27 protein-coding genes are annotated in these 26,746 nt (G+C 54.6%); 12 read left to right on the top strand and 15 right to left on the bottom strand.

Annotation, left to right across the window (positions count from 1 at the left end):
- Position 1: 1 nt before the first annotated feature.
- Positions 2-109: a protein YohO gene (locus tag HV477_RS19845; RefSeq protein ID WP_001261696.1), complete on the top strand. Its 108-nt coding sequence runs from the start codon at positions 2-4 to the stop codon at positions 107-109.
- Here the strand turns inward: HV477_RS19845 and HV477_RS19840 are convergent.
- The 5 genes from HV477_RS19840 to bglX all read right to left on the bottom strand — a co-directional run bounded on the left by HV477_RS19840 (position 90) and on the right by bglX (position 6,313).
- Positions 90-821 (bottom strand): ABC transporter permease, encoded by a 732-nt coding sequence (locus HV477_RS19840; protein ID WP_000824854.1) that lies wholly within the window; start codon positions 819-821, stop codon positions 90-92. The genes HV477_RS19845 and HV477_RS19840 overlap by 20 nt on opposite strands.
- Positions 805-1,752 carry an ABC transporter ATP-binding protein gene (locus tag HV477_RS19835; protein WP_000569166.1) on the bottom strand — a complete coding sequence of 316 codons (948 nt, stop codon included), beginning with the start codon at positions 1,750-1,752 and terminating at the stop codon, positions 805-807. Before HV477_RS19835 ends, HV477_RS19840 begins: the two co-directional genes overlap by 17 nt.
- Positions 1,745-2,914, bottom strand: a complete 1,170-nt coding sequence (locus HV477_RS19830) for an ABC transporter permease (RefSeq protein WP_001278120.1) — start codon at positions 2,912-2,914, stop codon at positions 1,745-1,747. Before HV477_RS19830 ends, HV477_RS19835 begins: the two co-directional genes overlap by 8 nt.
- A 3-nt stretch (positions 2,915-2,917) precedes the next feature.
- Complete coding sequence (locus tag HV477_RS19825; RefSeq protein ID WP_000155876.1) at positions 2,918-3,835, bottom strand: ABC transporter substrate-binding protein; 918 nt, start codon at positions 3,833-3,835, stop codon at positions 2,918-2,920.
- Positions 3,836-4,015: 180 nt separating this feature from the next.
- Positions 4,016-6,313: a beta-glucosidase BglX gene (gene bglX / locus HV477_RS19820; RefSeq protein ID WP_000871556.1), complete on the bottom strand. Its 2,298-nt coding sequence runs from the start codon at positions 6,311-6,313 to the stop codon at positions 4,016-4,018.
- A gap of 266 nt (positions 6,314-6,579) precedes the next feature.
- On the opposite strand from bglX, the gene dld reads away from it, so the two are divergent.
- Complete coding sequence (dld, locus tag HV477_RS19815; protein WP_000095234.1) at positions 6,580-8,310, top strand: D-lactate dehydrogenase; 1,731 nt, start codon at positions 6,580-6,582, stop codon at positions 8,308-8,310.
- 58 nt (positions 8,311-8,368) lie between these two features.
- Here the strand turns inward: dld and pbpG are convergent, their stop codons facing one another.
- Positions 8,369-9,316, bottom strand: coding sequence for a D-alanyl-D-alanine endopeptidase (gene pbpG / locus HV477_RS19810; protein ID WP_079899050.1), 948 nt, complete (start codon positions 9,314-9,316; stop codon positions 8,369-8,371).
- A 165-nt stretch (positions 9,317-9,481) separates the two neighbouring features.
- A complete protein-coding gene (locus HV477_RS19805; protein WP_001017057.1) occupies positions 9,482-10,069 on the bottom strand; it encodes a Yip1 family protein in 588 nt (195 codons plus the stop codon).
- A gap of 158 nt (positions 10,070-10,227) precedes the next feature.
- On the opposite strand from HV477_RS19805, the gene HV477_RS19800 reads away from it, so the two are divergent.
- Positions 10,228-10,797 (top strand): DedA family protein, encoded by a 570-nt coding sequence (locus tag HV477_RS19800; RefSeq protein WP_001523476.1) that lies wholly within the window; start codon positions 10,228-10,230, stop codon positions 10,795-10,797.
- A gap of 48 nt (positions 10,798-10,845) precedes the next feature.
- Here the strand turns inward: HV477_RS19800 and HV477_RS19795 are convergent, their stop codons facing one another.
- Complete coding sequence (locus tag HV477_RS19795; RefSeq protein WP_000169608.1) at positions 10,846-11,607, bottom strand: SDR family oxidoreductase; 762 nt, start codon at positions 11,605-11,607, stop codon at positions 10,846-10,848.
- A gap of 65 nt (positions 11,608-11,672) precedes the next feature.
- Positions 11,673-13,109: a multidrug resistance outer membrane protein MdtQ gene (mdtQ, locus tag HV477_RS19790; protein WP_001081457.1), complete on the bottom strand. Its 1,437-nt coding sequence runs from the start codon at positions 13,107-13,109 to the stop codon at positions 11,673-11,675.
- A gap of 317 nt (positions 13,110-13,426) precedes the next feature.
- Here mdtQ and yohP point away from each other — a divergent pair, with 317 nt between their 5' ends.
- On the top strand, positions 13,427-13,510 hold the full coding sequence (gene yohP / locus HV477_RS29070; RefSeq protein ID WP_000698460.1) for a small membrane protein YohP: 84 nt from the start codon (positions 13,427-13,429) through the stop codon (positions 13,508-13,510).
- A gap of 57 nt (positions 13,511-13,567) precedes the next feature.
- Here yohP and dusC read toward each other — a convergent pair whose 3' ends face one another.
- The 6 genes from dusC to HV477_RS19755 form a co-directional block, all read right to left on the bottom strand.
- On the bottom strand, positions 13,568-14,506 hold the full coding sequence (gene dusC / locus HV477_RS19780) for a tRNA dihydrouridine(16) synthase DusC (RefSeq protein WP_001264840.1): 939 nt from the start codon (positions 14,504-14,506) through the stop codon (positions 13,568-13,570).
- 108 nt (positions 14,507-14,614) lie between these two features.
- Positions 14,615-15,808 carry a 3-hydroxybenzoate 6-monooxygenase gene (locus HV477_RS19775; RefSeq protein WP_000150103.1) on the bottom strand — a complete coding sequence of 398 codons (1,194 nt, stop codon included), beginning with the start codon at positions 15,806-15,808 and terminating at the stop codon, positions 14,615-14,617.
- Between the two features lie 14 nt (positions 15,809-15,822).
- Positions 15,823-16,467 carry a maleylacetoacetate isomerase gene (maiA, locus tag HV477_RS19770; RefSeq protein WP_000781183.1) on the bottom strand — a complete coding sequence of 215 codons (645 nt, stop codon included), beginning with the start codon at positions 16,465-16,467 and terminating at the stop codon, positions 15,823-15,825.
- Between the two features lie 8 nt (positions 16,468-16,475).
- Positions 16,476-17,177 (bottom strand): fumarylacetoacetate hydrolase family protein, encoded by a 702-nt coding sequence (locus HV477_RS19765; protein WP_000170620.1) that lies wholly within the window; start codon positions 17,175-17,177, stop codon positions 16,476-16,478.
- 15 nt (positions 17,178-17,192) lie between these two features.
- Positions 17,193-18,230, bottom strand: coding sequence for a gentisate 1,2-dioxygenase (gene gtdA, locus HV477_RS19760; RefSeq protein WP_001289857.1), 1,038 nt, complete (start codon positions 18,228-18,230; stop codon positions 17,193-17,195).
- An 11-nt stretch (positions 18,231-18,241) separates the two neighbouring features.
- On the bottom strand, positions 18,242-19,600 hold the full coding sequence (locus HV477_RS19755; protein ID WP_000194222.1) for an aromatic acid/H+ symport family MFS transporter: 1,359 nt from the start codon (positions 19,598-19,600) through the stop codon (positions 18,242-18,244).
- Between the two features lie 125 nt (positions 19,601-19,725).
- Here HV477_RS19755 and HV477_RS19750 point away from each other — a divergent pair, with 125 nt between their 5' ends.
- The 8 genes from HV477_RS19750 to preA all read left to right on the top strand — a co-directional run bounded on the left by HV477_RS19750 (position 19,726) and on the right by preA (position 26,707).
- On the top strand, positions 19,726-20,634 hold the full coding sequence (locus HV477_RS19750) for a LysR substrate-binding domain-containing protein (protein WP_023234553.1): 909 nt from the start codon (positions 19,726-19,728) through the stop codon (positions 20,632-20,634).
- 131 nt (positions 20,635-20,765) lie between these two features.
- Entirely contained in the window at positions 20,766-21,164 is a 399-nt protein-coding gene (locus HV477_RS19745) for a CidA/LrgA family protein (RefSeq protein ID WP_000045719.1), read from the top strand.
- A complete protein-coding gene (locus HV477_RS19740) occupies positions 21,161-21,856 on the top strand; it encodes a CidB/LrgB family autolysis modulator (protein WP_000989296.1) in 696 nt (231 codons plus the stop codon). The genes HV477_RS19745 and HV477_RS19740 overlap by 4 nt, the downstream gene beginning before the upstream one ends.
- Before the next feature lie 153 nt (positions 21,857-22,009).
- Complete coding sequence (gene cdd, locus HV477_RS19735) at positions 22,010-22,894, top strand: cytidine deaminase (RefSeq protein ID WP_000553526.1); 885 nt, start codon at positions 22,010-22,012, stop codon at positions 22,892-22,894.
- A 176-nt stretch (positions 22,895-23,070) separates the two neighbouring features.
- Complete coding sequence (sanA, locus tag HV477_RS19730) at positions 23,071-23,790, top strand: outer membrane permeability protein SanA (protein ID WP_000920081.1); 720 nt, start codon at positions 23,071-23,073, stop codon at positions 23,788-23,790.
- A complete protein-coding gene (locus tag HV477_RS19725) occupies positions 23,787-24,032 on the top strand; it encodes a DUF2542 family protein (RefSeq protein WP_079899049.1) in 246 nt (81 codons plus the stop codon). The genes sanA and HV477_RS19725 overlap by 4 nt, the downstream gene beginning before the upstream one ends.
- Positions 24,033-24,236: 204 nt before the next feature.
- Positions 24,237-25,478 carry an NAD(P)-dependent oxidoreductase gene (locus HV477_RS19720; protein WP_001618498.1) on the top strand — a complete coding sequence of 414 codons (1,242 nt, stop codon included), beginning with the start codon at positions 24,237-24,239 and terminating at the stop codon, positions 25,476-25,478.
- Positions 25,472-26,707 (top strand): NAD-dependent dihydropyrimidine dehydrogenase subunit PreA, encoded by a 1,236-nt coding sequence (gene preA / locus HV477_RS19715; protein ID WP_000956097.1) that lies wholly within the window; start codon positions 25,472-25,474, stop codon positions 26,705-26,707. The genes HV477_RS19720 and preA overlap by 7 nt, the downstream gene beginning before the upstream one ends.
- Positions 26,708-26,746: the final 39 nt, after the last annotated feature.

Genomic DNA, 26,746 nt, shown 5'->3' with positions numbered 1-26,746 from the left:
AATGCGCGTAGCGAAAATCGGGGTGATCGCCCTTTTCCTGCTGATGGCTATTGGCGGTATCGGCGGCGTGATGCTGGCAGGTTACAGTTTTATTTTGCGTGCCGGGTAAGCGCGCGCGTCAGCCTTTCAAACAGGCGATCGATAATGATCGCCGCCAACGCCACCAGCAGCGCCCCCTGGATAACATAGGCCGTATTAAAGCCGCTAAGCCCGATAATGATCGGCGTGCCTAACGTACTGGCCCCCACCGTTGAAGCGATGGTCGCCGTACCAATATTGATAATCACCGAGGTTCGGATGCCCGCCAGAATCACCGGCGCGGCCAGCGGCAGCTCAACCTGATACAACTGTTGGCGACGGCTCATTCCCATACCGCTGGCAACGCTCATCACGCTGGCAGGCACCGCGCCCAGCCCGGCCAGGGTCGCCTGCAGGATGGGCAACACCCCATACAGGATCAAGGCGATAATGGCCGGTTGCTGACCAAAACCCATGACGGGTACCGCGATCGCCAGTACCGCGACCGGCGGAAAGGTCTGCCCGACGGCGGCGATAGTCTCCACCAGGGGACGAAACTCTTTCCCACTTTCTCGCGTGACCGCAATCCCTGCGCCGACGCCCACCACGACGGCAAACAAACTTGAGATGCCCACCAACCAGAAATGGGCGAGCGCGAGGGCGGCAAAACTCTCCTGTTGGTAGACCGGGCGCGGTAAATCGGGAAACAGCGCGGCGAAGAACGGCTGGCTATAAGGCAATCCAAACAGCAGAAGCAAGAACAGAACAATAAGCCAGAGAAGCGGATCACACAGTCGTTTCACGGGGGGACGTCTCCGAAAGCAGATCGCGGAAATGGAGCGTACCGCAGGGCTCGCCCTGCTGATTCGCCACCGGCAGGACGTCGCACCGACGGGCGACAAACATCGATAGCGCATCGCGTAGCGTCATCTCTTCCACCAGCGCGTCGCCGCTGAGCTGTTCATGCCGACGTACATAATCGCCTACGCTACGTAACGAAAGCAGCCTTACGCCCAGCTCGCTGCGGCCAAAAAATGCCTGCACGAAATCATTTTCCGGCGAGGTCAGCATAGAAAGCGGCGATCCCTGTTGGATAACGTGGCCCCCGTCCATCAGCACCAGATGGTCGGCGAGGCGTAGCGCCTCGTCGATGTCGTGCGTCACCAGTACGATGGTGCGTCCCAGTAGCTGATGAATGCGGGTCATCTCCTGCTGCAATGCGCCGCGCGTTACCGGATCAAGCGCGCCGAAAGGCTCGTCCATCAGCAATACCTGCGGATCGGCAGCCAGCGCCCGCGCAACGCCGACCCGCTGCTGTTGCCCGCCGGAAAGCTGATGCGGATAGCGATCGCGCAGCGCGCTTTCCAGACCCAATAATGCCATCAGTTCATCAATACGATCGTTAATCCGCGCACGCGACCACTTTTGTAGTTGCGGTACGGTGGCGATATTTTGCGCCACCGTCCAGTGGGGAAAAAGACCGATAGACTGAATGGCATAGCCCATGCGACGGCGCAGTTCAAGCACCGGCAGGCTGCGGATCTCTTCCCCGGCAAAACGGATCGTTCCGCTATCATGCTCTACCAGCCGGTTAATCATCTTCAGAGTGGTCGATTTTCCCGAACCGGAGGTGCCAATTAACACCGAAAAGCTGCCTTCGCTAAAGTGCAAATTGAGGTCGCTAACAGCCTGTTGATCGCCGAAGGTTTTACTGACATGGTTAAATTCAATCATCGGTTGCTCCCTTCAAAAACGCGATCCATAAATCAAACAGCGCGTCGATCACTACCGCCAGCGCAATCACCGGAATGACGCCCAACAGGACTAAATCAATGGCGCTGCTCAATAGCCCCTGAAACACCAGCGCGCCGAAACCTCCCGCGCCAATCAGCGCGGCGACGACGGCCATTCCCACTGTCTGAACCATTACTACCCGCAGGCTACGTAAAAAGACCGGCAGCGCCAGCGGCAGTTGCACATGCCTGAAGCGCTGGCCGCTACTCATTCCCATTGCTCTTGCGCTCTCCAGCACATCGCGTGGCACCTGATTGAGCCCGGCGACCACGCCGCGCACCAGCGGCAATAACGCATAGAGCACCAGCGCTATCAGCGCAGGCGTCATGCCGGTTCCCGCGACGCCGAATTCGGCAAGCCACGGAAACTGTTTCACCAGCCCGGCCAACGGCGCGATCAGCAGGCCAAACAGCGCGACGGAAGGAATAGTCTGGATCACATTCAGTACGGTAAACACCGGCCCCTGGCGTGAGGCGGAAAAATAACACCAGACGCCCAACGGTAGTCCGATCGCCAGCGCCGGCAGCACCGTGCCCGCCAGTAACATTAAATGTTGCACCAGCGCGGCATCGAAAACATCCTGGCGGTTGGTATACTCTTTCAGAAGCGAGAGGTTGTCGAACGTGCCTGAAAACAGCAGCGCCAGCGGGACAATGACAATTTGCGCGTGCAGCAACCAGCGCCACAGCGGCCCAACGGTAATACGGCGGATCGCATCGCTACAGGCCAGCAGCATCAGACCGAGGCCCAGCCACAATCCACTTCCCAGACTGGTACGCGCCAGCGGACTGCCCTCCTGCGCCAACTGGGTCGCCGCCCTGCCGACTCCCCACAGCATGACAATAAAAAGCGTCTGCGCCATCATCAACGTCAGTACGCTACCGCGCTTACCGGGTACAAAGCACAGCGTAAACAGCGCGCATCCCGCGCCAGTCAGCATCCAGATGGTCGCCGGCCAGATCTCCCATAACTGGCGCCCCTCGCCGCTCACCAGACGATTCGGGGCGTAATTAATGAAAGGTAGCGCGACAGCAAGCAGGGTCAGAACAACCAACAGCAACAGCACACGATTAACCGTAATTTTTTTGGCAGCATCACTCACAGATTACTTCACCCACCCTTTTTGTCGGAGGTAATCTGCGGCGACTTTTTTCGCATCCAGCCCTTCTACGGCGATTCTGGCATTCAACTGTTGCAGCGTTTTCTCATCAAGGCTGGCGAAAACGGGCTGCAGCCAATCGGCTATCTGCGGATAGGCCTGTAACACCGATTCACGCACTACCGGCGCGGGGGCATAGATAGGCTGGACGCCTTTCGGGTCGCTCAGGGTTTGCAGACCCAGCGCGGCGACCGGGCCGTCGGTGCCATACGCCATCGCGGCGTTAACACCGGATGTTTGTTGCGCGGCGGCTTTGATCGTGACCGCCGTATCGCCGCCCGCCAGCGACAAGAGCTGGTTCTGATTCAAGGTAAAATCATAGGCTTTTTCAAATGCCGGCAGCGCATCCGCCCGTTCGATAAATTCCGCAGACGCCGCCAGTTTAAAAGTGCCGCCCTCTTTCAGATAACGGCTGAGATCGGCAAGCGAGGAGAGTTTATTTTTTTCCGCGATGTCCTGACGTACCGCGATGGTCCAGGTGTTATTTGCCGGCGCAGGCGTCAACCAGACCAGCTTATTCTGCTCCGCATCCAGTTTTTTGACTTTCTCAAATCCTTGCTTTGCATTTTTCCATGCCGGATCGTTTTCATCTTTAAAAAAGAACGCCCCGTTACCGGTGTATTCCGGATAGATATCCAGCTCTCCGGCGGTAATCGCGCCACGAACGACTGGCGTCGTCCCGAGCTGAATTTTATTGACCGTTTTAACGCCGTGGCTTTCCAGTACCTGCAAAATCATGTTGCCGAGCAGCGCGCCTTCGGTATCAATCTTTGACCCGACCGTCACGGGCGATGCCGCCTGTAGAGGTAAACTCACCGTCGCCAGCAACGCCAGCGAACTTACCCATAGCTTTGAGATCGTCATGATGCTTTCCTCATCCTTTTACGGCCTTTTTCAGAGACTTGAGAAAAAAGCATAGTTGAAAAGTCTGCGTTTAACCTGGGATTTTCCGCCAGTTTAAGTGACGTGGCAGGCAATAAAAGGGGGGACAGAAAAAGTCATTGCCAGACAGGGCGCTGCTATCGCGCCCTGTTGACGGCAGGCTTACAGTAGCTCGAACGATCCTTGTTTAACGCGAGCGGAATCCACGCCGATAAAGACGTTGAACTTGCCGGGTTCCGCGTCATATTTCATCTGCTGATTCCAGAACTTCAACGCCTCGATATCAATCGGGAAACTCACGGTTTTACGTTCGCCGGGCTTGAGGGTGATTTTTTCAAAGCCTTTTAATTGCTTCACCGGGCGGCTCATCGACGCCGTGACATCCTGTAAGTACATCTGGATGACCGTTTCCCCTTCGCGTTTACCGGTATTCGTGACCTCTACGCTGGCCGTGACTTTGCCGTCGCGTTGCATTGTCGGTGAGGAGAGCGTGACGTCAGACACCGTAAATGTGGTGTAGCTCAGACCGTAACCAAACGGATAGAGCGGGCCATTTGCTTCGTCAAAATAACGTGAGGTGTATTTGTTTGGCTTTTCAGGATTATACGGGCGTCCCGTATTGAGATGGCTGTAATAGACCGGAATTTGTCCCACCGAACGCGGGAAGGAGATCGGCAGTTTGCCTGACGGGTTGTAATCGCCAAACAGCACATCGGCAATGGCGTTGCCGCCTTCCGTCCCGGCAAACCAGGTCTCCAGAATCGCATCGGCCTGTTGATCTTCTTTTACCAGCGCCAGCGGTCTGCCGTTCATTAATACCAGTACCAGCGGCTTACCGGTGGCTTTCAGAGCGGTGATTAAGTCGCGCTGACTCTGCGGAATGGTGATATTGGTACGACTGGAGGCTTCATGCGCCATCCCCTGCGACTCGCCTACCACTGCGACCACTACATCGGCCTGTTTCGCCGCCTGCACCGCCTCATCAATCATCGCCTGCGGTGAGCGCGGATCGATTTTCACCGCCTCTTCATACAGGTTTAAGAAATCGACGATATCTTTATCGTTAGTGATATTCGCCCCTTTGGCATAGAGGATCTTCGCCCCGTCGCCGACGGCATTTTGAATACCCGCCAGCACCGTCACTGACTGATTCGCGACCCCAGCAGCAGACCAGCTTCCCATTACATCACGTTGACTGTCGGCCAGCGGCCCAACAACGGCAATGGTGCCCGATTTTTTCAGCGGCAGCGTTTCCAGCCGGTTTTTCAGCAGTACCACACTTTCCCGCGCCACTTCCCGTGCCTCTTTACGATGCAGGCGGCTTTCGGCATTGGTGTCCACCGGGTCGCTCTCTTTCGGTCCTAGATGGCTATAGGGGTCGTTAAACAATCCCATGTCATATTTTACGTTGAGCACATGGCGCGTCGCGTCGTCCAGTTCCGCCATCGTCACTTTGCCCGACTTAATCAGACCCGGCAGATATTTGCTGTAATACTCATCCGCCATGCTCATATCCACCCCTGCCTTTAGCGCCACGCGCACCGCATCTTCCGGGTCGGCCGCGGTACCGTGTTTAATCAGTTCTTTAATAGCGCCGTGGTCGGAAACGGTAATTCCCTTAAAGCCCCACTCATCGCGCAGGACATCTTTCAATAGCCAGGAATCTGACGTCGCAGGCGTGCCGTTCAGCGAGTTCAGCGCCACCATCACCGCGCCGCTCCCCGCATCCAGCCCCGCTTTGTACGGCGGCATGTAGTCATTAAACAGACGCTGGGAACTCATATCCACGGTGTTGTATTCTTTACCGCCTTCAACGGCGCCATAGGCGGCAAAATGTTTCACGCTGGTCATCACCGAATAGCGGTCCGCCGGGCTTTTGCCCTGCATCGCTTTCACCATGGTTTCGCCCATGATAGAGGTTAAATATGTATCTTCGCCAAAGCCTTCGGAGGCGCGTCCCCAACGCGGATCGCGGGAGACATCCACCATCGGCGCCCAGGTCATATTCAGGCCGTCGTCCGCCGCTTCATACGCCGATACGCGTCCTACGGTTCTTACCGCATCCAGATTAAAAGAAGAAGCCAGACCGAGGCTTATCGGGAAGACGGTTCGCTGGCCGTGTACCACGTCATAAGCAAAAAAGAGAGGAATTTTCAGGCGGCTCAATGCCATCACCTGATCCTGCATTTGACGGATATCCTGGCGGGTGACGGTATTGAAAATCGCCCCTACCTGCCCGTCTTTGATCATCTCGCGAATCGCTTCTTTCGGGTTATCAGGGCCGACGCTAATCAGACGTAACTGACCAATTTTTTCATCGACAGTCATTTTCTTGAGTAAATCCGTGACGAACGCGTCGCGCGCTTCGGGCGTCAGCGGGTGATTGCCAAACAGGTTTTCCGCCAATGCTGGCTGCATCGCCAGACTCACAGCAACACCTACTGAACATAACCATTTCATGTTGAGTCTCTCTTTATCTTTATCCCGACGAGGCGGTAAAAACAGAATAAAAACCGCAGTTTGCCATAAGCCTAAACGCGAGAGGAGAAGAAAGCGAAGGTTATTCTCCTAATTTTCCGCACAGTCGAATACGCAACCACCAGCAAATGGTATCAAGGCGGCAAATGAATACCACCAACACAGAGACAATTTGAATGAGAAAGCGTATTGTCATACCAAGCGCTATGCTTAACGCTGATATTTTGTCCCACCACAAGGAGTGGAGAATGTCTTCCATAACAATGACTGATAATAAAACGTTCCTGAATGAGCTGGCCCGCCTGGTAGGCCATTCTCACCTGCTGACAGACCCCGCCAAAACCGCCCGCTATCGCAAGGGTTTCCGTTCCGGTCAGGGCGACGCGCTGGCCGTTGTTTTCCCGGGTTCATTACTGGAACTGTGGCGTGTGCTCAACGCCTGCGTTAACGCTGACAAAATTATTCTGATGCAGGCCGCCAACACCGGTCTGACGGAAGGCTCCACGCCGAACGGCAACGACTACGATCGCGATATTGTGATTATCAGCACCCAGCGGCTGGATAAGCTGCACTTACTGGATAACGGCCAACAGGTTCTGGCCTGGCCCGGTACGACGCTCTATGCGCTGGAAAAAGCGCTTAAACCGCTGGGCCGTGAACCGCACTCGGTGATTGGTTCGTCGTGTATCGGCGCGTCGGTCATCGGCGGCATCTGTAATAACTCCGGCGGCTCGCTGGTGCAGCGCGGCCCGGCCTATACCGAGATGTCGCTCTTTGCCCGTATTGACGAGCAAGGCAAACTGCAACTGGTCAATCATCTGGGTATCGATCTTGGGCATACGCCGGAGCAGATCCTGAGCAAGCTGGATGACGAACGGATTAAAGATGAGGATGTGCGCCACGATGGTCGTCATGCGCACGATCACGACTACGTGACGCGGGTACGAGATATCAACGCCGATACGCCCGCCCGCTATAACGCCGACCCGGACCGTTTGTTTGAATCTTCCGGCTGCGCCGGAAAACTGGCGGTTTTTGCCGTTCGCCTTGATACCTTTGCAGCGGAAAAAAATCAGCAGGTTTTTTATATCGGCACCAATCAGCCCGCGGTACTGACTGAAATCCGTCGGCATATTCTGGCGAACTTCGACAATCTGCCAGTGGCGGGAGAATATATGCATCGCGATATCTACGATATTGCGGAGCAGTACGGTAAAGATACCTTTCTGATGATCGATAAACTCGGCACCGACAAGATGCCGTTCTTTTTCACGCTAAAAGGCCGAACCGATGCGATGCTGGAAAAAGTAAAATTTTTCCGTCCGCATTTCACCGACCGCGCGATGCAGAAATTCGGCCACCTGTTTCCCAGCCATCTGCCGCCGCGAATGAAAAACTGGCGCGATAAATATGAGCATCATCTGCTGTTAAAAATGGCGGGAGACGGCGTCGCAGAAGCGCAACGCTGGCTGAATGAATTTTTTAAATCCGCTGAGGGCGGTTTCTTTACCTGTACGCCGGAAGAAGGCAGCAAAGCCTTCCTGCACCGCTTCGCCGCTGCTGGCGCAGCGATTCGTTACCAGGCCGTACACGCTGATGAAGTGGAAGATATCCTGGCGCTGGATATCGCTCTGCGCCGCAACGATACCGACTGGTTCGAGCATCTGCCGCCGGAAATCGACAGCCAACTGGTACATAAACTCTATTACGGTCACTTTATGTGCCACGTTTTTCATCAGGACTATATCGTGAAGAAAGGCGTCGACGTCCACGCGCTGAAAGCGCAAATGCTGGAGCTGTTGCAGGCGCGCGGGGCACAATACCCGGCGGAGCACAACGTTGGACATCTGTATAAAGCGCCGGAAACGCTGACGCGTTTTTATCGGCAAAATGACCCAACCAACAGTATGAACCCCGGTATCGGCAAAACGAGTAAGCGGAAATTCTGGCAGGAAAATACGCCCGACGAAACGCATTAACACCGAGTGGTTTACCGTGAATGCCCGGCGGCGCGATGCCTGCCGGGCCTGCGGCGACTTAATCGTTCTGTGCGGTTTGCGCTCCGGCGCTGGCGCTGGCTGCCGCCATTTGCGCGGCTTTTTGCTTTTTATAGCTCAGCGCGGCAGCCGGAACGGGCATGACTTTACCGGTTTCAATCCATGTACGCAGGCGACTGGCGTCCGCAAAGTGGGTATATTTGCCGAACGCGTCCATGACCACCAGCGCGACCGGTTTGTTATTGATCACGGTACGCATCACCAGGCAATGCCCCGCCGCATTGGTAAAGCCGGTTTTCGTTAACTGGATATTCCAGTTATCACGATAGACCAAATGGTTGGTATTGCGAAACGGCAGCGTATACGCAGGATGCGAGAATGTCGCCATATCTTCGCGCGTGGTGCTTAGCTGGCCAATCAGCGGGTATTGCTTCGTGGCAATCAGCAATTTTGTTAAATCCCGCGCGGTCGAGACGTTATGAATCGACAGCCCCGTCGGCTCAACGAAGTGGGTATGCGTCATGCCCAGCGCTTTCGCCTTCGCATTCATTGCTTTAATAAACGCGTTATAACCGCCAGGATAATAGTGCGCCAGGCTTGCCGCCGCACGGTTTTCGGATGACATCAACGCCAGCAGCAACATATTTTTGCGGCTAATTTCGCTGTTCAGGCGCACGCGGGAGTAAACCCCTTTCATTTCCGGCGTCTGGCTGATATCGACCTTCAGTATTTCATCCAGCGGCAATCGCGCGTCGAGCACGACCATCGCTGTCATTAATTTGGTTATCGAGGCAATCGGACGCACCAGATCCGGGTGGTTCGAATAGATCACTTTATTGGTGTTGAGATCAACAATCATTGCGCTACCGGAGGCAATCTCAGGTTGAGACGCCGCGGTTGTCGCTGCCGTTTTCGCCACAGCCTGCGGGGCAAAAGGAACGGCCAACATCAGAGCAAGGCTCAGGAATGAAGCTCGGAATTTCAGCATGATGAGATTTCTGATAATGATTCACGCGCGTCGTAACGCACACCGCCTGAGCTAAGATTATACTCAAGCTAGCAGTGGCATCATAGCGGCACGCCAGCGTTGCCGCTACAGAAGAATCGTCAGCAAATGCTGCATTGCTGGCTTTTGCGCCAGCCCTTTTTCGCATCAGAACAGGCGGTAGCCGTATCCCCACAGGATCACGGTGATCGCCAGTAGCACCTCCAGGACCAGTACGCCGATAGCGAGCGTCGAACTGGAGAAGCTTAATCCTTCCTCTCTATTAATGTTAAGGAAAGTCGGAATACCCAAATACAGCAAATAGCCGGTGTAAAAAAGCGCGACAGCGCCGACCAAAGCGCATAGCCATACCAGGGGATAGAGCGCCACCAGACCACTTAAAAACAGCGGCGTCGCGACATAGCCGGCAAAAACCATACAGCGCGCAAGCGATGGCCGTTGCGGATAGTTTCGCGCCATCCACCAGATGACGCGTCCCATCACCGCGACGCCCGCCAGCATCACGCCATAGAACAAGACCGCCAGCGCAAAAGCGGTAAACAGCGAGAGTTGTAACACGTTGCCGTCGCCAAAATTCCAGCCGATTTGCGTCGTGCCGATAAAGGCGCAGACGACGGGAATCGCCGCCATCAGCAAAACATGGTGCGTATAGTGATGCGAAACGGTTTCGTTTTCGCTTTTGATCACCTGCATTTCCCGATCGGGATGGGAAAAAAGCCCCCATACATGGTTCATACTGCCCCCTTCTGCTGCCTCAGATGCCAGTATGTTCAAGTATAATTCAGTTTCTGGTTATTTTATGAGCAATGGTAAAATAGTCTCCGGCAAAACGTCGGCTTTGCCACGCACGCCTCTTGCCAGGGTGTATGCTTAATGCCGGAGGTGGTTTACGCATGGATATCAACACGCTTATTACGCATTATGGCTATGCGGCGCTGGTTATCGGCAGTATGGCCGAAGGTGAAACCGTTACCCTGTTGGGGGGCGTCGCGGCGCATCAGGGATTGCTCAAGTTTCCGCTGGTGGCGGCGGCCGTCGCGCTGGGAGGGATGATGGGCGATCAGCTACTTTACCTGTTAGGACGATGCTATGGCGGGAAGATCCTGCGTCGTTTCCCGCGTTATCATACGAAGATTCGTCGCGCGCAGAAAATGATCCAACGCCATCCGTATCTGTTTGTGATCGGCACGCGTTTTATGTATGGCTTCCGGGTGGTTGGCCCGCTGCTGATTGGCGCCAGCCGCCTGCCGCCTAAAATTTTTCTGCCGCTGAATATTGTAGGCGCGCTGATCTGGGCGCTGCTGTTTACCACGCTGGGATATCTTGGCGGCGAGGTGATCGCGCCATGGCTGCACGACCTCGATCAGCATCTCAGGCACGGGGTCTGGCTGATTCTGGCCATCGTCCTGGTGGTGGGCGTGCGCTGGTGGCTGAAAAGACGCGGCAAAGCGGAGGCCCGTTAAACCCGATGGTATCCGGATGGCATAACGCCGCCATCCGGCACCCGGCGTTTATTTTGCGTTGAATTGCGGATTCGCCAGCATAAACCCGCCGTCGACAATCAGCGACTGACCGGTGGTATAGCTTGCTCCTTCCGAACACAGCCAGGCGACGAGGCTGGCTATTTCATGCGTAGAACCCGGTCGGGCGATAGGGATCGAGGGTTCCGATCCCGGCTCAATGTCGCTGTCATCCATATCATTCATCGGCGTGGCGATAGCGCCTGGCGCGACGGCGTTGACCAAAATATGATGCTCAATCAGTTCCAGCGCCATGGATTTAGTCAATCCCCCCAACGCATGTTTCGCCGCGGTATAGGCGCTGGCTTGCGGAAGCGGCGTATGCTCATGGACGGAGGTGATGTTGATAATGCGCCCTCCCTCTCCTTGTTTAATCATATGCCGGGCGGCGATCTGCGCGCAGAGAAACGCGCCATCGACATCCACGGTAAAAATTTGCCGCCACTGCGTAAACGGCATATCAATAAACGCGGATTTGGTCATCGCCCCGGCATTATTGACCAGCACGTCAACGCGCCCCAGGCGCTGGATAAGATGTTCAATGGCCTGCGCGCCCTCGGGTAACTGGCTCAGGTCAAGATGAATGGTCTCTGCCCGCACACCAAACTGCGCCGCTTTTTTCGCCGTCTCCTGCGCGCCGCGTTCATCGGAATGCCAGGTGATACCAATATCAAAACCGTTTTGTGCTAATAACAATGCACACGCTTTGCCAATTCCCGAATCTGATGCCGTTACAATTGCGACTTTGGTCATATTCCTCTCCGGATGATTCATACACAGCCTAAGTATAGGAACCCTGTCTGAATCATCCGGAAAAATCAGGAATGATAACCGCCGCCCAGCGCGCTGGTAAGCTGAATAGAGGCATCCAGCCACTGGCCCTGCAACAGCAAGCCGTTACACTGCTCGCGCAGTGCCGGGATTTTGGCCTCGCTCACGCGGGAACCCGCAATAATGCCGGCATTAAAGCGCGCTTGCGCCAGACCGACCACACGCTGCGCGTCATGCTCAATCTGCTGCTGATGCTGATTTTTCTGTGCCAGCGTCTCTACCTGGCTGGCGGCGCGCGCCACATCATTAACCGCATCTACCACAGCTTTGTTGTAGTTGGCGATAGAAAGGTTGCTTTGCGCTTTGGCGATATCGAGGTTGGCATTCAGCCTGCCGCTGTCGAAAATCGGCAGCGTCAGCCCGCCGGTAATGCCATATTGCTGTGCGGAATGACGGAACAGATCGCTCAGATGTAACGCATCCTGCTGTAAAAAAGCCATCAGATTGATATCGGGATAAAACGCGGCCTTCGCGGCGTCAATGCTGCTCAACGAGGATTCAATGTACCAGTGCGCGGCCTGTAGATCCGCCCGGCGCGCCAGCAACGAATACCCCAGTTGCGACGGTAACTGGCTTTCAACGGCGGGGAGACTCACCTGACGCAGCTTGAGCGCCGCCGATTGCGTATTGGTTAACGCGCTGAGCCGCGCTTCAATAACCTTCATTTTACCGTTAACGTCATTCAACTGCTGCTGGGTTTTGCTGGCGTCGATATCGGTCTCGACCCCTTCAACAGAAGAAGTAATGCCGTGTTGATACAGCTCCCGGTTTACCGTCACCACGTTTTGCTGCTCATGCTCGATTTGCATCAGCACATTTTTCAGCGCCGCCTGCGTCTGCCACTCCCAGTAGAGTCGCGCCACGCCGCTTGCCAGCAGTTGTCGGGTCTGCTCCTGCTCCGCTTCGCGCGCTTTGACCGCCCCGATCCGCGCGGTAACTTCAGCGCGGTTTTTCCCCCATAAATCCAGATCCCAGCCCGCCGTCAGGCCGAATGTACCGTTGGTATACCACGGCCCGGTCGTTCCCGCCGCGGGGTCGGTAATCGCGAATGGCCCCATCAGCCCTTCCGCGGACATTCGCTGGCGCTCAATGTCGGCAGAAAAGTCGAGCTGCGGGCCGTCCTGCGCCTCAACCGCTTTCGCCTGCGCTTCCGCCAGTTGAATACGCTGTTCAGCCACCTGCATATCCGGCGAATGCTGTATGGCATTATCGATCAGCGCGTCAAGCTGCGCATCGTGATACGCCTTCCACCACTGGCTATCCGGCCAACCGTTTTTCAATGCCGCCGGCAGGCTGGAATCAACATGAGAAGAGGGCGTCTGCTGGGTCAGCGACTGGCGGGTATCGTGCATAGGGGCGCAGCCCGCCAGCAAAATAAAAAGCGGTAAGCTCGCTGTCGCGGCAAGGAAAGAATTACGATTCATGGAGGTGTTCTGATAAAAAAAGGTGCGCAGAGAGTACGTCTTACGGCGATCTATTTTTTAGTTACGCGTGGCAATACATCATCAGACAACAAAAGACATATTTTGAAATTTATATGATTATCAAATAATTTCATCTGATACATTTTTTAATGTAATGATTCAATGTAAAGTCCCACTAACCCGTTCATAAATGAACGATTTTGCTGCAATACGCGCCAGCAGCCTTCATGAGTTAAACGTCGCCGCGCCCAACAAGGCAGCAGATGGCTTAATACTTTCCTATACTTTGTTTGTATTTACCAATAAAGGGACAAACAATGAAAATTCTTCTATGGGCAATCTTAATTATTTTTCTGATTGGGCTGTTGGTGGTAACGGGCGTGTTTAAGATGATTTTCTGATTCCTGCGCCGGGCAGCGATAATGTCTGCCCGGCACACGTTCTGGACGCTGTAGAGATTAGGTTTTAATAGCCTGAATCGCCCGCGCAATCTCGGATGAACGGTTTAACGCCCGAATCGACTGAAAGAGTTCTGTCGCCTCAATATATTCCTTACGTAAATATCCCAACCACTGTTTAATACGCGCGACATGGTATAAACCGGTATCGCCCTGCTTTTCCAGTCGGGTATATTTTTGTAATAACGTTACCACTTCCGGCCACGGCATACGCGGTTCGTTATACTTCACCACCCGGCTCAGGTTAGGAATATTTAACGCCCCGCGGCCAATCATCACCGCATCGCAGCCGCTGGTCGCCATACATGCCTGCGCGCTCTGCCAGTCCCAGATTTCGCCATTAGCGATAACCGGAATAGTCAGACGCTGGCGTATTTCGCCGATCGCCTGCCAGTCGATATGCTCGGCGCGGTAGCCCTGCGCTTTGGTACGGCCATGCACCACCAGTTCACTGGCGCCGGCCTGCTGCACCGCATCGGCGATTTCAAATTTTCTATCGCCGCTATCCCAGCCGAGACGCACTTTTACCGTCACCGGCAGATGCGACGGTACCGCGGCCCGCATCGCTTTCGCGCCCTGATAGATGAGTTCGGGATCTTTGAGCAATGTCGCGCCGCCGCCGCTGCCGTTCACCACTTTTGACGGACAGCCGCAGTTCAGGTCCACGCCATACGATCCCAACGCCGTCGCCCGCGCGGCGTTTTCCGCCAGCCACTGCGGATGCTGGCCCAGAAGCTGAATACGCACCGGCGTGCCGGACGGCGTGCGGCTGGCGTGATGCAACTCCGGGCAGATGCGATGAAACACTTTTACCGGCAGCAGCTGATCCACCACGCGCACAAATTCGGTGATGCAGAGATCGTAATCATTCACTTCGGTCAGCAGCTCGCGCACTAACGCGTCGAGCACGCCTTCCATCGGCGCCAGTAAAACACGCATATCGGTATCCACAGCAAAAAAAGAGGCGCTATCATAACGCCTCTCTGCGATGAGCAAAACTTTTTGCCGGGTGGCGGCGCAAACGCCACGCTACGTCACGTAAGGCGCTCAACGCGGCTCAAGACAGTTATCTTCTTTCCAGCCGTACAGCCATTCGATACCGCGATAAAACGCCTCCTGCGATTTCCCTTTCCACAGCAGATTACGCACCTGACGCTCCACCCCGGCGGCGTGATAGAGACGCCCCATCTCGCGGGTAGACCAGACGATACGCGCCGTGCGGGGAATACGCACCGACTCATACAGCGCAAATGCCTGCTGCGCGTCGCCGTCGCAGCGTTCCAGCGCTTTGCCTAGCGTGACGGCGTCTTCCAGCGCCATACAGGCGCCCTGGGCCATATATTGCGCCACCGGATGCGCGGCGTCGCCCACCAGAGTGATACGCTCGGTTCCCCATTTTGCGACCGGCTCGCGATCGGCGGTCGACCAGCGGCGCCAGGAGGTCGGCTTATCCAGCATCTGACGCGGGCGGGGATGAATACCGGCAAAATAAGAGAGCACCTCTTCTTTACTGCCGTCTTTCACGCCCCACTCTTCTTGCTGGCGGCTGTGGAATGTCACCACCAGATTGTACTGTTGGCCTCCGCGCAGCGGATAATGGACCAGGTGACAATGCGGGCCTGCCCACAGCACCGGCGCATTAATACGTAAATCGTCCGGCATATCGTCGCAATCAATCACCGCCCGATAGACTACATGCCCCGTTACGCGCGGCGCGTCGCCGAGTAAACTTTGCCGCACGACCGATTTAACGCCGTCGCAGCCCACGAGAATATCCGCCGTCCAGCTATTTCCCTGCTCATCAAACACCGTAACGTCATCCGGCGTCTGGCGGATATCGACAATATGGGTCGAGGTACGATACTCCACGCCAGGGTGCGTCAGCACCGCTTCCCATACCGTTGCATGAATATCTACCCGGTGAATTACCGCATACGGCCCGCCAAAATGGTCGCGGAACGCCTGTCCGGTTTCAATGCATACCACTTCTTCGGCATTCACGGCATCCATCATGGTAATGTGATCGGTAAACACCGCACGCTGGCGGGCAACATCGCCCACACCGAGACTATCCAGCGCCGAAAAAGCGTTCGGCCCAAGCTGAATACCCGCGCCAATCTCGCCAATTTCGTGCGCTTTTTCCAACAGCATGACTTTTATTCCCTGGCGCGCCAGCGACAGCGCGGTCGCCGCGCCGCCGATTCCGCCACCTACAATAATTGCGCTTGTCACGTGAGTCATGGTCATTCTCCTTTTCAGGCCGGGATTTTATCTTGTTGATTTTCCGGCGCGGCGGCAATAAACGCCGGTAGCTGTACGCAGGCGTCATAAACGGCTTTACAGCGCGGATAGCCTGATAAATCGCAGCCCATCCTGAGCGCATTCGCCCACTGAGGAATCAGGCAGCAGTCCGCAAGTCCTGGCGCGTCGCCCACGCAGAATCGTCCGGACTGACTTTTACGCAATAGCTGCTCTACCGCGCTTAACCCTTGCTGTATCCAGTGGGCGTACCAGCGTTTTTTATCCTCTTCGCTAACCTTCAGCTCATCGGTCAGGTAGCGCAACACGCGCATGTTATTGATTGGGTGTATATCGCAGGCGATAGCGTAGACAATTTCCAGCGCCTGGCTGCGCGCCGGGTCGCTCGTCGGCAGCAGCGGCGTTTGCGGAAAATGTCGGTCCAGCCAGTCGACGATGGCCAGCGATTGCCCCAACGATTCGCCGTCATCAGTGACCAGCGTCGGCACCAGGCCTACCGGATTCATCCGTCGGTAGGCCAGCGCATTCTGCTGGCCGATACGAATATTGACGCCCACCGTCTGGTAATCAATCCCCTTTAACGCCAGCGCAATACGTACACGATAAGACGCCGAACTATTAAAGAAACTGTACAGCTTCATCGTTCACCTCAGACAATTTTCACAGCAATCGGCGTCAGACCTTCTACGTTCCCGGTGATGACATCCCCTTTCACCACGGCGCCCACCCCCTCTGGCGTACCGGTGAAAATCAAATCACCTGGCTGCAATTCAAAAAAGCCGGACAAATAGCTGATGGTTTCATTCACCGACCAAATCAGGTGACGAATATCGCTGCGTTGATGGTCTTCGCCGTTAACCTGTAGCCAAATAGGGGCGTTATCCACATTATGCGTTTCAGCGGCTTTGTGTAATGGCGCAATGGGCGCGGAGAGATCGAACGCTTTGCCGATTTCCCACGGGCGTCCCATCTGGCGCATTTCCATCTGACGATCGCGACGCGTCATGTCCAGACCGGTGGCGTATCCCCAGACATATTCATGGGCTTTTTCTACGGGAATATCACAGCCCTTTTTACCAATCGCCACCACCAGCTCAATTTCATAATGGTAGTTATCGGTCTGCGCCGGATACGGCAGTTCCAGGGTATCCCCCGCCGCTACCGGGACGACAGCGTCCGCTGGTTTACAAAAGAAGAACGGCGGTTCGCGGTCGGGATCAAAGCCCATTTCACGGGCATGGGCGGCATAGTTGCGACCCACGCAGTAAACGCGACGTACCGGAAACTGCTCATCACTGCCCGCCACGGGTACTGTCACCGGGGCCTGCGGCTGGAATACATATTTGGTCATGTTCTCTCTCCCTAATTAATAACGTGCTTCGCGGAACAGCCCCAGGGCTTCCTGAACCGGCTTGTCCGAAAAGCTGAATAACACCGTGTCTTCGCTGCTGCGAAACGACACCTCATGCCAGGTCGGCGCCACAAAAATGTCTTTTGCGGAAAAATGAAAAGTTTCGTTGCCGATAGTGACCTGCCCTGCCCCTTCAACGACGTGGTAGATAGTGCTGTCGGTGCTCCGCGCCACACGCGAGGCAAAGCCTTTTGGCAGCAGTTGCAGGAACGCGCCCATCGACGGCATCGGATAACCGCCAGTGACGGGATTAACGTAACGCAGCTTGTAGCCTTCCCACTCATCCGGATCGCCCATACGGGTCAGATCGTGCAACGCCTCGCGACTGCGGTCGTAACGGTAGTTGAAAATCGGCGACGAGTTCCCGCGCTGGTGGCGCAGCGGCAGCATATTCGCTGCATAGCGCGGCAGATAATCGCCCTCTTTTCGCGTCACCGGCTGCTGATCTTCGGGATAGTCTTCCGCAAAACCACAGCCCAGGAGGTTGACTAACGGCAGATCCAGACCATCCAGCCATACCACCGGCTCTGATCCCGGATTACCATGATCGTGCCAGCGCCACTGCGGCGTCAGGATAAAATCGCCGGTATGCATTGGCGTGCGCTCGCCGTCCACCGCGGTAAATGCGCCTTTACCTTCGACGATAAAACGCAGCGCCGACTGGTTATGGCGATGACTCGGCGCGACTTCGCCGGGCAGGATCAGCTGTAAACCAGCGTATAAGGTCGCCGTGATCGACGACTGACCGCGCAATGCCGGATTTTCCAGCACCAGCACCCGGCGGATCGCCTCTTTCGCGCCAATGACATTGCCGCTTTCCATCAGTAGCGGACGAATTTCCTGATAATTCCAGTAGGCCGGCGCGCAGTTGGCGTTTGGCGTCTGCGGTACCAGGTGATGTAACGATTCCCACAGCGGCGTCAGATTCTGCCCGGAAATATGTTGGTAATACTGTTGACGGCTATCTTTTACGTTCTGATTTATTTCAGACATGGAGATTCTCCTTATTCGTTTACGACGCTGGCACGCGGCAGGTCGTCAGGTACAGAAATCGAAAGGCGGACAACCACCGTCAGCAGGGTAAGCATTACCGCGCTGATAGCCGCCGGAATAGCAATGACAAAAAACAACGTATCGAAAGAGAAATTGAGGGCCATCATCATGCCGCCGGAGAGCGAACCGACAATCGCCCCGCAGCGTCCAATGGCGTTCGACCAGCTCACGCCCGTCGCCCGGCTTTGGGTGGGGTACAGCGTCGCCGTCAGAGCATTAAGCCCTACCTGGGAACCGCTAATACCGATGCCAGTACCAAAAATCGCCAGCGCCATCAGCCAAAGGCCGTTTTCGCTCAGGCCTATCATGACAATGCAAACTGCGCCCAGCGCATAGCTCACCGCCAGTACCCGGAACGGGTTAAGCCGATCCATCAACACGCCGAGTAACAGCGCGCCAAGCGTGCCGCCAACCTGGAATGCGGCAGTCACCCACGACGCCTGTTGCAGATCAATACCGCGATGGTTAAGTAACGTCGGCATCCAGCTGGAAAGCAGATAGATAATGAGCAGGCTCATAAAGAATACCACCCATAACATCAGGGTAATGACAAGCTGTCGCCCGGCAAAAAGCTGGCGAATACTGCCTTTGGCGACGGCTGCCGTCTCATGCAGAAAGAATTGCGTATCGTGATAGCGCTCGCCGGTAATGGCGCTGACCGTCCGGGCGACAACGGCTTGCGGTAGTTGGCGGCGTACCTGCCAGCGGGGAGATTCCGGCAGCGCGAACAGCAGGCCGAAAAACAGCATCAAAGGCAAGATGCCGCCTAACGCCAGAATTCCGTGCCAGCCAATCAGCGGCACCAGTTGCGCGCTCACAATCCCGCCCATCGCCGACCCCAGGGTAAAACCGCAGAACATCAGCGTGACCAGCGCTCCGCGTCGACGAGCGGGAAGGTATTCCGACGTCATGGTGATGGTATTCGGCATCGCTCCGCCCAGTCCCAGACCGGTTAAGAAGCGCAGCAACACCAGGGTTTCTATATCCGGCGAGAAAGCGGAAAGCAGGCTCAATGCGCCGAATAGCGCCACGCAAAGCTCAATGACCCGCTTGCGGCCAAAGCGATCCGCCAGCGGCCCGCATAGCAGCGCGCCGGCCGTAAGCCCCAGCAGCCCTGCGCCAAACAGCGGCGCAAGTTCGCTGGCGCTTAGCTGCCAGTGAGTACGAATATCCGGGGCGATGAAGCCAATCGCGGCGGTGTCGAAACCGTCGAGCATAACCACCAGAAAACAGCAGATGATAACGCGCCACTGCATTTTGCCGACGGGCGCGGCATCAATAAGGGCTTGTAGATCACGTCGTTGAGTCATAGCTAATGCCTCAGTGCAGGGAGATAGATGTTGTTTTTATGTTTGCTATGTTACGAGTTTGTAGAGTGAGCGATAAAATGTACAATGGCTTTTCAGGCAGAGACATAACCTGGAGGTTATAGCGAATGGCGAACTGGGCGCAGAAATTGAAATTACATCACCTGCAAACGCTGGTTGCGCTGGGCGAACAGGGCAACCTGACGCACGTCGCCCGGATGATGAATATCTCCCAGCCGGCGCTATCGAAGTGGCTATCTCAACTCGAAGATGAGATAGGCATCACGCTTTTTGAGCGCCACAGTAAAGGGCTACGGCCCTCGGAAGGCGGTAAATTACTGATCCAGCACGCCCAGCGCCTAATTAACGATCTGGAGCGTTCACAGTATGAAATCGCCCGTTTCAAGCAGGGCGGCCTGGTTGGCAGCCTGAAGATCGGCTGTTCGCCCGTGGCGACTGACTGCGTATCACAGGCGATTCTGAGCCTGCTTAACGAAATGCCGACGCTGCATCTGAATATTGAAGAGAAGGTAATGACGCCGCTGCTGCACGATTTGCTTGCCGGTCAGGTGGATGTGGTGGTAGGGCGTGTCGGCGGCCGCGCCCTGCAACTGCCGCTTAATTATCAGGTACTTTATACCGAGCCGGTCTGCTTTGTGGCGCGTCCGCACCATCCGCTGGCCGCGCGAGCGCAGATCGCCTGGAGCGATCTGGCGCACTGGCGGTGGATAGTCTGGCCAACCGGCACCCCTATTCGCATCAGTATTGATAACGCCCTCGTCGATAATGGCGTCATGCTCCCGGAAAACACCATTGAATCGGCGTCAATGAACGTCAGCACCAATTTGCTGCAAAGCAGCGATATGATCTCTATTCTTTCTTTACGGCTGGCGCAACGCTATGCCAGCCAGGGGCAACTGGCGATTTTAAACTTGCCAAAAATTGAGCAAAAAGGCAGCGTAGGGATGTTCTGGCGTAAGAATGAGACGCCGTCTTTGGCCCTGAGTCGCTTTTTGTATTTTTTAGCCCAAGTTTAACGCCGCCGACCAGGGGCATTGCCCGATGTTCCTGCTGTCTATACCCACTATGCTAAGAATTCATGATGTGATCGGTAGCACGTTTTAACGTTTAATTGTATGATGAATCCATCTCATCAAGGGCTTTAAACATGAGTAAGTCACTGAATATTATCTGGCAATATATACGCGCTTTTGTATTGATTTATGCCTGTTTGTACGCAGGCATTTTTCTTGCATCACTGCTTCCTATCACTATTCCCGGCAGCATTATCGGGATGTTAATTCTGTTTGTATTGCTGGCGCTGCAAATTCTGCCGGCAAAGTGGGTTAACCCCGGCTGTTATGTGCTGATTCGTTATATGGCGTTGCTGTTTGTGCCGATTGGCGTTGGGGTCATGCAATATTTTGACTTACTGCGCGCGCAATTCGGCCCGGTGGTGGTCTCTTGCGCTATCAGTACGCTGGTCGTTTTTGTGGTCGTAAGCTGGAGTTCACATCTGATACACGGTGAGCGTAAAGTGGTTGGGCAGAAGGGAACGAAAAAATGATGACATATATCTGGTGGTCGTTACCGCTGACGCTGGCGGTATTTTTCGCCGCCCGCAGACTGGCGGCGCATTTTAAAATGCCGTTGCTGAATCCGCTGCTGGTGGCAATGGTAGTCATTATTCCTTTTCTGTTGCTGACCGGTATTCCCTACGAGCACTACTTCAAAGGCAGCGAAGTACTTAACGATCTGCTGCAACCAGCGGTGGTGGCGCTGGCCTATCCCCTTTATGAACAATTGCACCAGATTCGCGCGCGTTGGAAATCCATTATTAGCATCTGTTTTGTCGGCAGTCTGGTAGCGATGATTACCGGAACATCCGTTGCCTTGCTGATGGGCGCAACGCCTGAAATCGCGGCATCGGTACTGCCTAAATCCGTGACTACGCCTATCGCGATGGCGGTGGGCGGCAGCATCGGCGGCATCCCCGCGATCAGCGCGGTATGCGTAATTTTTGTCGGTATTCTGGGCGCGGTGTTTGGCCACACGCTGTTAAACGCGATGCACATCCGTACTAAGGCCGCACGCGGGCTGGCAATGGGGACCGCCTCACATGCGCTCGGTACTGCGCGCTGCGCCGAGCTGGATTACCAGGAAGGCGCGTTTAGCTCCCTGGCGCTGGTGATCTGCGGCATTATTACCTCGCTGGTAGCGCCCTTTTTGTTTCCGCTCATTCTGGCGGTAATGCGCTAACGACGGGACAAAAGACCGGGTTAAAATTTGCGATACGTCGCGCATTTTTCATTTAAGTTTCACAAGTTGCATAAACAATGAGATTTAGATCACATATTAAGACATAGCAGGCCCGTAAACTACGGTTCCATTACATTGTTATGAGGCAACGCCATGCATCCACGTTTTCAAACTGCTTTTGCCCAGCTTGCGGATAATTTGCAATCAGCGCTGGCCCCTATCCTGGCGGACCACCATTTTCCCGCCATGCTGACCGCAGAGCAGGTCTCGACGCTTAAAAATACGGCGGGACTGGACGAAGACGCGCTGGCTTTCGCACTGTTACCTCTGGCGGCGGCCTGCGCCCGTACCGATTTGTCCCATTTCAACGTCGGCGCGATTGCGCGCGGCGTTAGCGGCAACTGGTATTTCGGCGCGAATATGGAGTTCCTGGGCGCCACCATGCAACAAACTGTGCATGCTGAACAAAGCGCGATTAGCCACGCCTGGCTACGCGGCGAAAAAGGGCTCGCCGCCGTCACCGTTAACTACACGCCTTGCGGCCACTGTCGCCAGTTTATGAACGAGCTGAACAGCGGTCTGGATCTGCGCATTCATCTGCCGGGCCGCGCGCCGCATACGTTACGCGATTATCTGCCTGACGCTTTCGGGCCAAAAGATCTGGAGATCAAAACGCTGCTGATGGACGAGCAGGATCATGGCTTTACGTTAACGGGCGATACGCTAACGCAAGCGGCGATTACGGCAGCCAATAAGAGCCATATGCCTTATAGCCACTCGCCGAGCGGCGTGGCGCTGGAATGTAAAGATGGCCGTATTTTCACCGGCAGCTATGCGGAAAACGCCGCCTTTAACCCTACGCTTCCCCCACTGCAAGGCGCGCTAAACCTGCTGAGTCTCAATGGCTATGACTATGCGGATATTCAGCGCGCGATTCTGGCGGAAAAAGGCGATGCGGCATTAATTCAATGGGATGCCACCGCCGCAACGCTGAAAGCGTTAGGTTGCCATAATATTGACCGCGTGCTTCTCGGCTAAGCAAATGTGCCGGATAGCGACGCACTGGCGTCTTATCCGGCCTGACTCTCCTCTCCCGCGACCCGATACAAGGGAAATCATGCTGAAAATCTCCGCAATCAGACGGCGGTTTCTTGCGCTACGTCTTCGGGTACAGTAGCCTGATCGTACTTTCATCCTGGTATCGAGTTTCCTGCATGTTAAAGCGCGTGTTTTACAGCCTGTTGGTCCTGGTAGGCTTGCTGCTGTTGACGGTGCTTGGCCTCGATCGGTGGATGAGCTGGAAAACAGCGCCCTATATCTATGACGAGCTACAGGATCTCCCCTACCGCCAGGTTGGCGTCGTGTTAGGGACAGCCAAATACTATCGCAAGGGTGTCATTAATCAGTACTATCGTTATCGTATCCAGGGCGCGTTAAACGCTTACAATAGCGGTAAAGTCAATTACCTGCTGCTCAGCGGCGACAATGCCCTGCAAAGCTATAACGAACCGATGACCATGCGCAAAGACCTTATCGCGGCGGGCGTCGATCCTGCGGACATTGTGCTTGATTATGCGGGCTTCCGTACGCTTGACTCTATCGTGCGTACCCGCAAAGTGTTTGATACCAACGACTTTATTATCATCACTCAGCGCTTCCACTGCGAACGCGCCTTGTTTATTGCGTTGCATATGGGCATTCAGGCGCAGTGTTACGCGGTACCTTCGCCCAAAAATATGCTGACAGTGCGCCTGCGCGAATTTGGCGCCCGCTTTAGCGCGCTGGCGGATCTCTATATTTTTAAACGCGAACCGCGTTTCTTAGGCCCGCTGGTACCTATTCCCACGCAGCATCAGGTGCCGAATGACGCCCAGGGGTATCCGGCAGTTACGCCGGAACAATTGCTTGAACTGGAAAAGAAAAAAGGGAAATGATCATGGATGTACAGACGATATTTGTCATATTAGCCTTTTTGCTACTCCCGCTTTTTTGCTTCCGTGAGGCCTGGAAAGGCTGGCGAACCGGCGCGGTAGATAAAATTGTCAAAAATACGCGAGAACCGGTTTATGTTTATCGCCATGCCGATCCCGTACAATATTGGTCTTATCTTTTTCTTTATACCGGTTGCGGTTTTTTATTTACTGGAATGATTATTTATCTTCTTTTTTATCGTTAATCTATTTATTATCCCTTTAAAATTGAGAATAGTTATTATTATGATATAAGGAACAAATGCTGTTTTGCATTCTGGTTTCATTTTTTTGTGAATTCTTTCACAGAATACCCTTCTTTCAATGCTTAGGCTGGCGGTAGATTTTGGATCATTAAAACGCGTTATTTGCGTTTCGCCTTAATTTATTCAAGCATTAAGGAAGATTATATGCCGCAACAAAATTATCTGGATGAACTCACGCCTGGTTTTACGCCATTACTGGCAATAAAAGAGGCTTCCCGTTGTTTATTATGTCACGATGCGCCCTGTAGTCAGGCTTGCCCGGCGCAAACCGATCCGGGGAAATTTATTCGTTCTATTTACTTTCGCAATTTTAAAGGCGCAGCGGAAACTATCCGGGAAAATAATGCGCTTGGCGCCGTCTGCGCCAGAGTCTGTCCGACGGAAAAATTATGCCAGCGCGGATGTACACGTTCCGGAATAGATAAACCTATTGATATTGCACGCCTGCAACGTTTTATTACCGATTTTGAACAGCAGACTGCCATGCAGATTTATCAGCCCGGGAGTAAAACACGCGGGAAAGTCGCGATTATTGGCGCGGGTCCGGCAGGTTTGCAGGCAAGCGTGACGCTCACACATTTAGGCTATGACGTCACCATTTACGAAAAACAGCCGCAGCCCGGCGGATGGCTGCGTCACGGCATCCCGGCATTTCGTCTGCCGCAAAGCGTACTCGATCAGGAAATTGCCCGCATTGTAGAAATGGGCGTCAATATTAAATGTAATTGTGACGTGGGCGGGTCGCTATCGCTTGCGCAACTCAAAGCCGAATATCGCGCCGTGCTGATGACCGTCGGGATGTCCTGTGGCTCTGATTTACCGTTATTTGAGCAAGCCAGTCACGTAGAGATTGCCGTTGATTTTTTACAGCGCGCCCGTCAGGCCGACGGCGATATTAGCGTTCCGCGTAGCGCATTAATTATTGGCGGCGGCGACGTAGCGATGGATGTCGCCAGTACGTTAAAAATTCTCGGCTGCCCTTCCGTCACCTGCGTGGCGCGGGAAGAATTAGCCGAATTCCCCGCCAGCGAAAAAGAATTTACCAGCACGCAGGCATTAGGCGTATCGATTATTGATGGCTTTACGCCTGTCGCCGTCAGCGGAAATAAAGTGACCTTCCACCATGTACGCCACTCAGGAGAACTGACGCTGGAAGCGGAAAATATTATTCTGGCCGTGGGGCAGCACGCGCGACTGGATGCCTTTGCGGAGATAAAAGCGCAGCATAATATTATCGACACGCACAATTATCAAACCGACGACCCGGCGATCTTTGCCGCTGGCGATATTGTTAAAGGCGATAAGACCGTCGTTTATGCGGTAAAAACCGGAAAAGAAGCCGCTCAGGCTATTCATCATTATTTAGAGGAGGCCTGCTCATGTTAACAAAAGATTTGTCTGTTACCTTTTGCGGCGTTAAGTTTCCCAATCCGTTTTGCCTTTCTTCTTCTCCGGTAGGCAATTGTTATGAGATGTGCGCCAAAGCCTATGATACCGGCTGGGGCGGGATCGTTTTTAAAACCATTGGTTTTTTTATTGCCAACGAAGTCTCTCCACGTTTTGATCACCTGACGAAAGAAGATACCGGTTTTATTGGTTTCAAAAACATGGAGCAAATTGCTGAGCATCCGCTGGAAGAGAATCTGGCCGCCATTCGACGGCTAAAACAGGATTATCCGGATAAGGTGCTGATTGCTTCCATCATGGGGGAAAATGAGCAGCAGTGGCAAGAACTGGCGCGTCTGGTTGAAGAAGCCGGCGCGGATATGATTGAGTGTAACTTCTCTTGCCCGCAGATGACCTCGCACGCCATGGGAAGCGATGTAGGGCAAAGCCCGGAGCTGGTTGAAAAATACTGCCGCGCCGTAAAACGCGGTTCATCTTTGCCAATGCTGGCGAAAATGACGCCGAATATTGGCGATATGTGTGAAGTCGCGCTGGCCGCCAAACGCGGCGGAGCCGACGGTATCGCCACCATCAACACCGTGAAATCCATTACTAACATCGACCTGAACCGCAAAATCGGGATGCCGGTGGTTAACGGTAAATCCAGTATCTCCGGTTATTCAGGAAAAGCGGTGAAACCCATTGCGCTGCGTTTTATCCAGCAGTTGCGAATGCACCCTGAACTGCGCGATTTCCCGATTAGCGGTATCGGCGGCATTGAAACCTGGGAAGACGCTGCCGAATTTCTGCTGCTGGGCGCGGCGACCCTACAGGTGACGACAGGCATTATGCAATACGGTTACCGCATTGTAGAAGATATGGCGAGCGGCCTCAGCCACTATCTGGCCGATCAGGGATTTGCCTCATTACAGGAGATGATCGGGCTGGCGAATGGCAATATTATCCCGGCGGAAGAGCTGGATCGCAGCTATATCGTCTATCCGCGGATTAATCAGGAGAAATGCGTCGGCTGCGGACGTTGCTATATCTCCTGCTATGACGGCGGTCATCAGGCGATGGAGTGGGATGAACACAGCCGCACGCCGCATTGCAATACGGAAAAATGCGTCGGTTGTCTGCTGTGCGGTCATGTCTGCCCGGTCGCCTGTATTGATTTAGGCGAGGTCAAATTTAAAAAAGGCGAAAAAGAGCACGCGCTAACGCTGTAGCTCGCGGTATGAAGCCCGGCGCGCAGTTTCGCTGCGCCG

The sequence above is a fragment of the Salmonella sp. SG203 genome, assembly GCF_013350575.1.
Classification (GTDB): Bacteria; Pseudomonadota; Gammaproteobacteria; order Enterobacterales; family Enterobacteriaceae; genus Salmonella; species Salmonella enterica.
The sequence above is the reverse complement of the archived record's forward strand: the minus strand, read 5'-3'. Positions and strand labels throughout refer to the sequence as shown.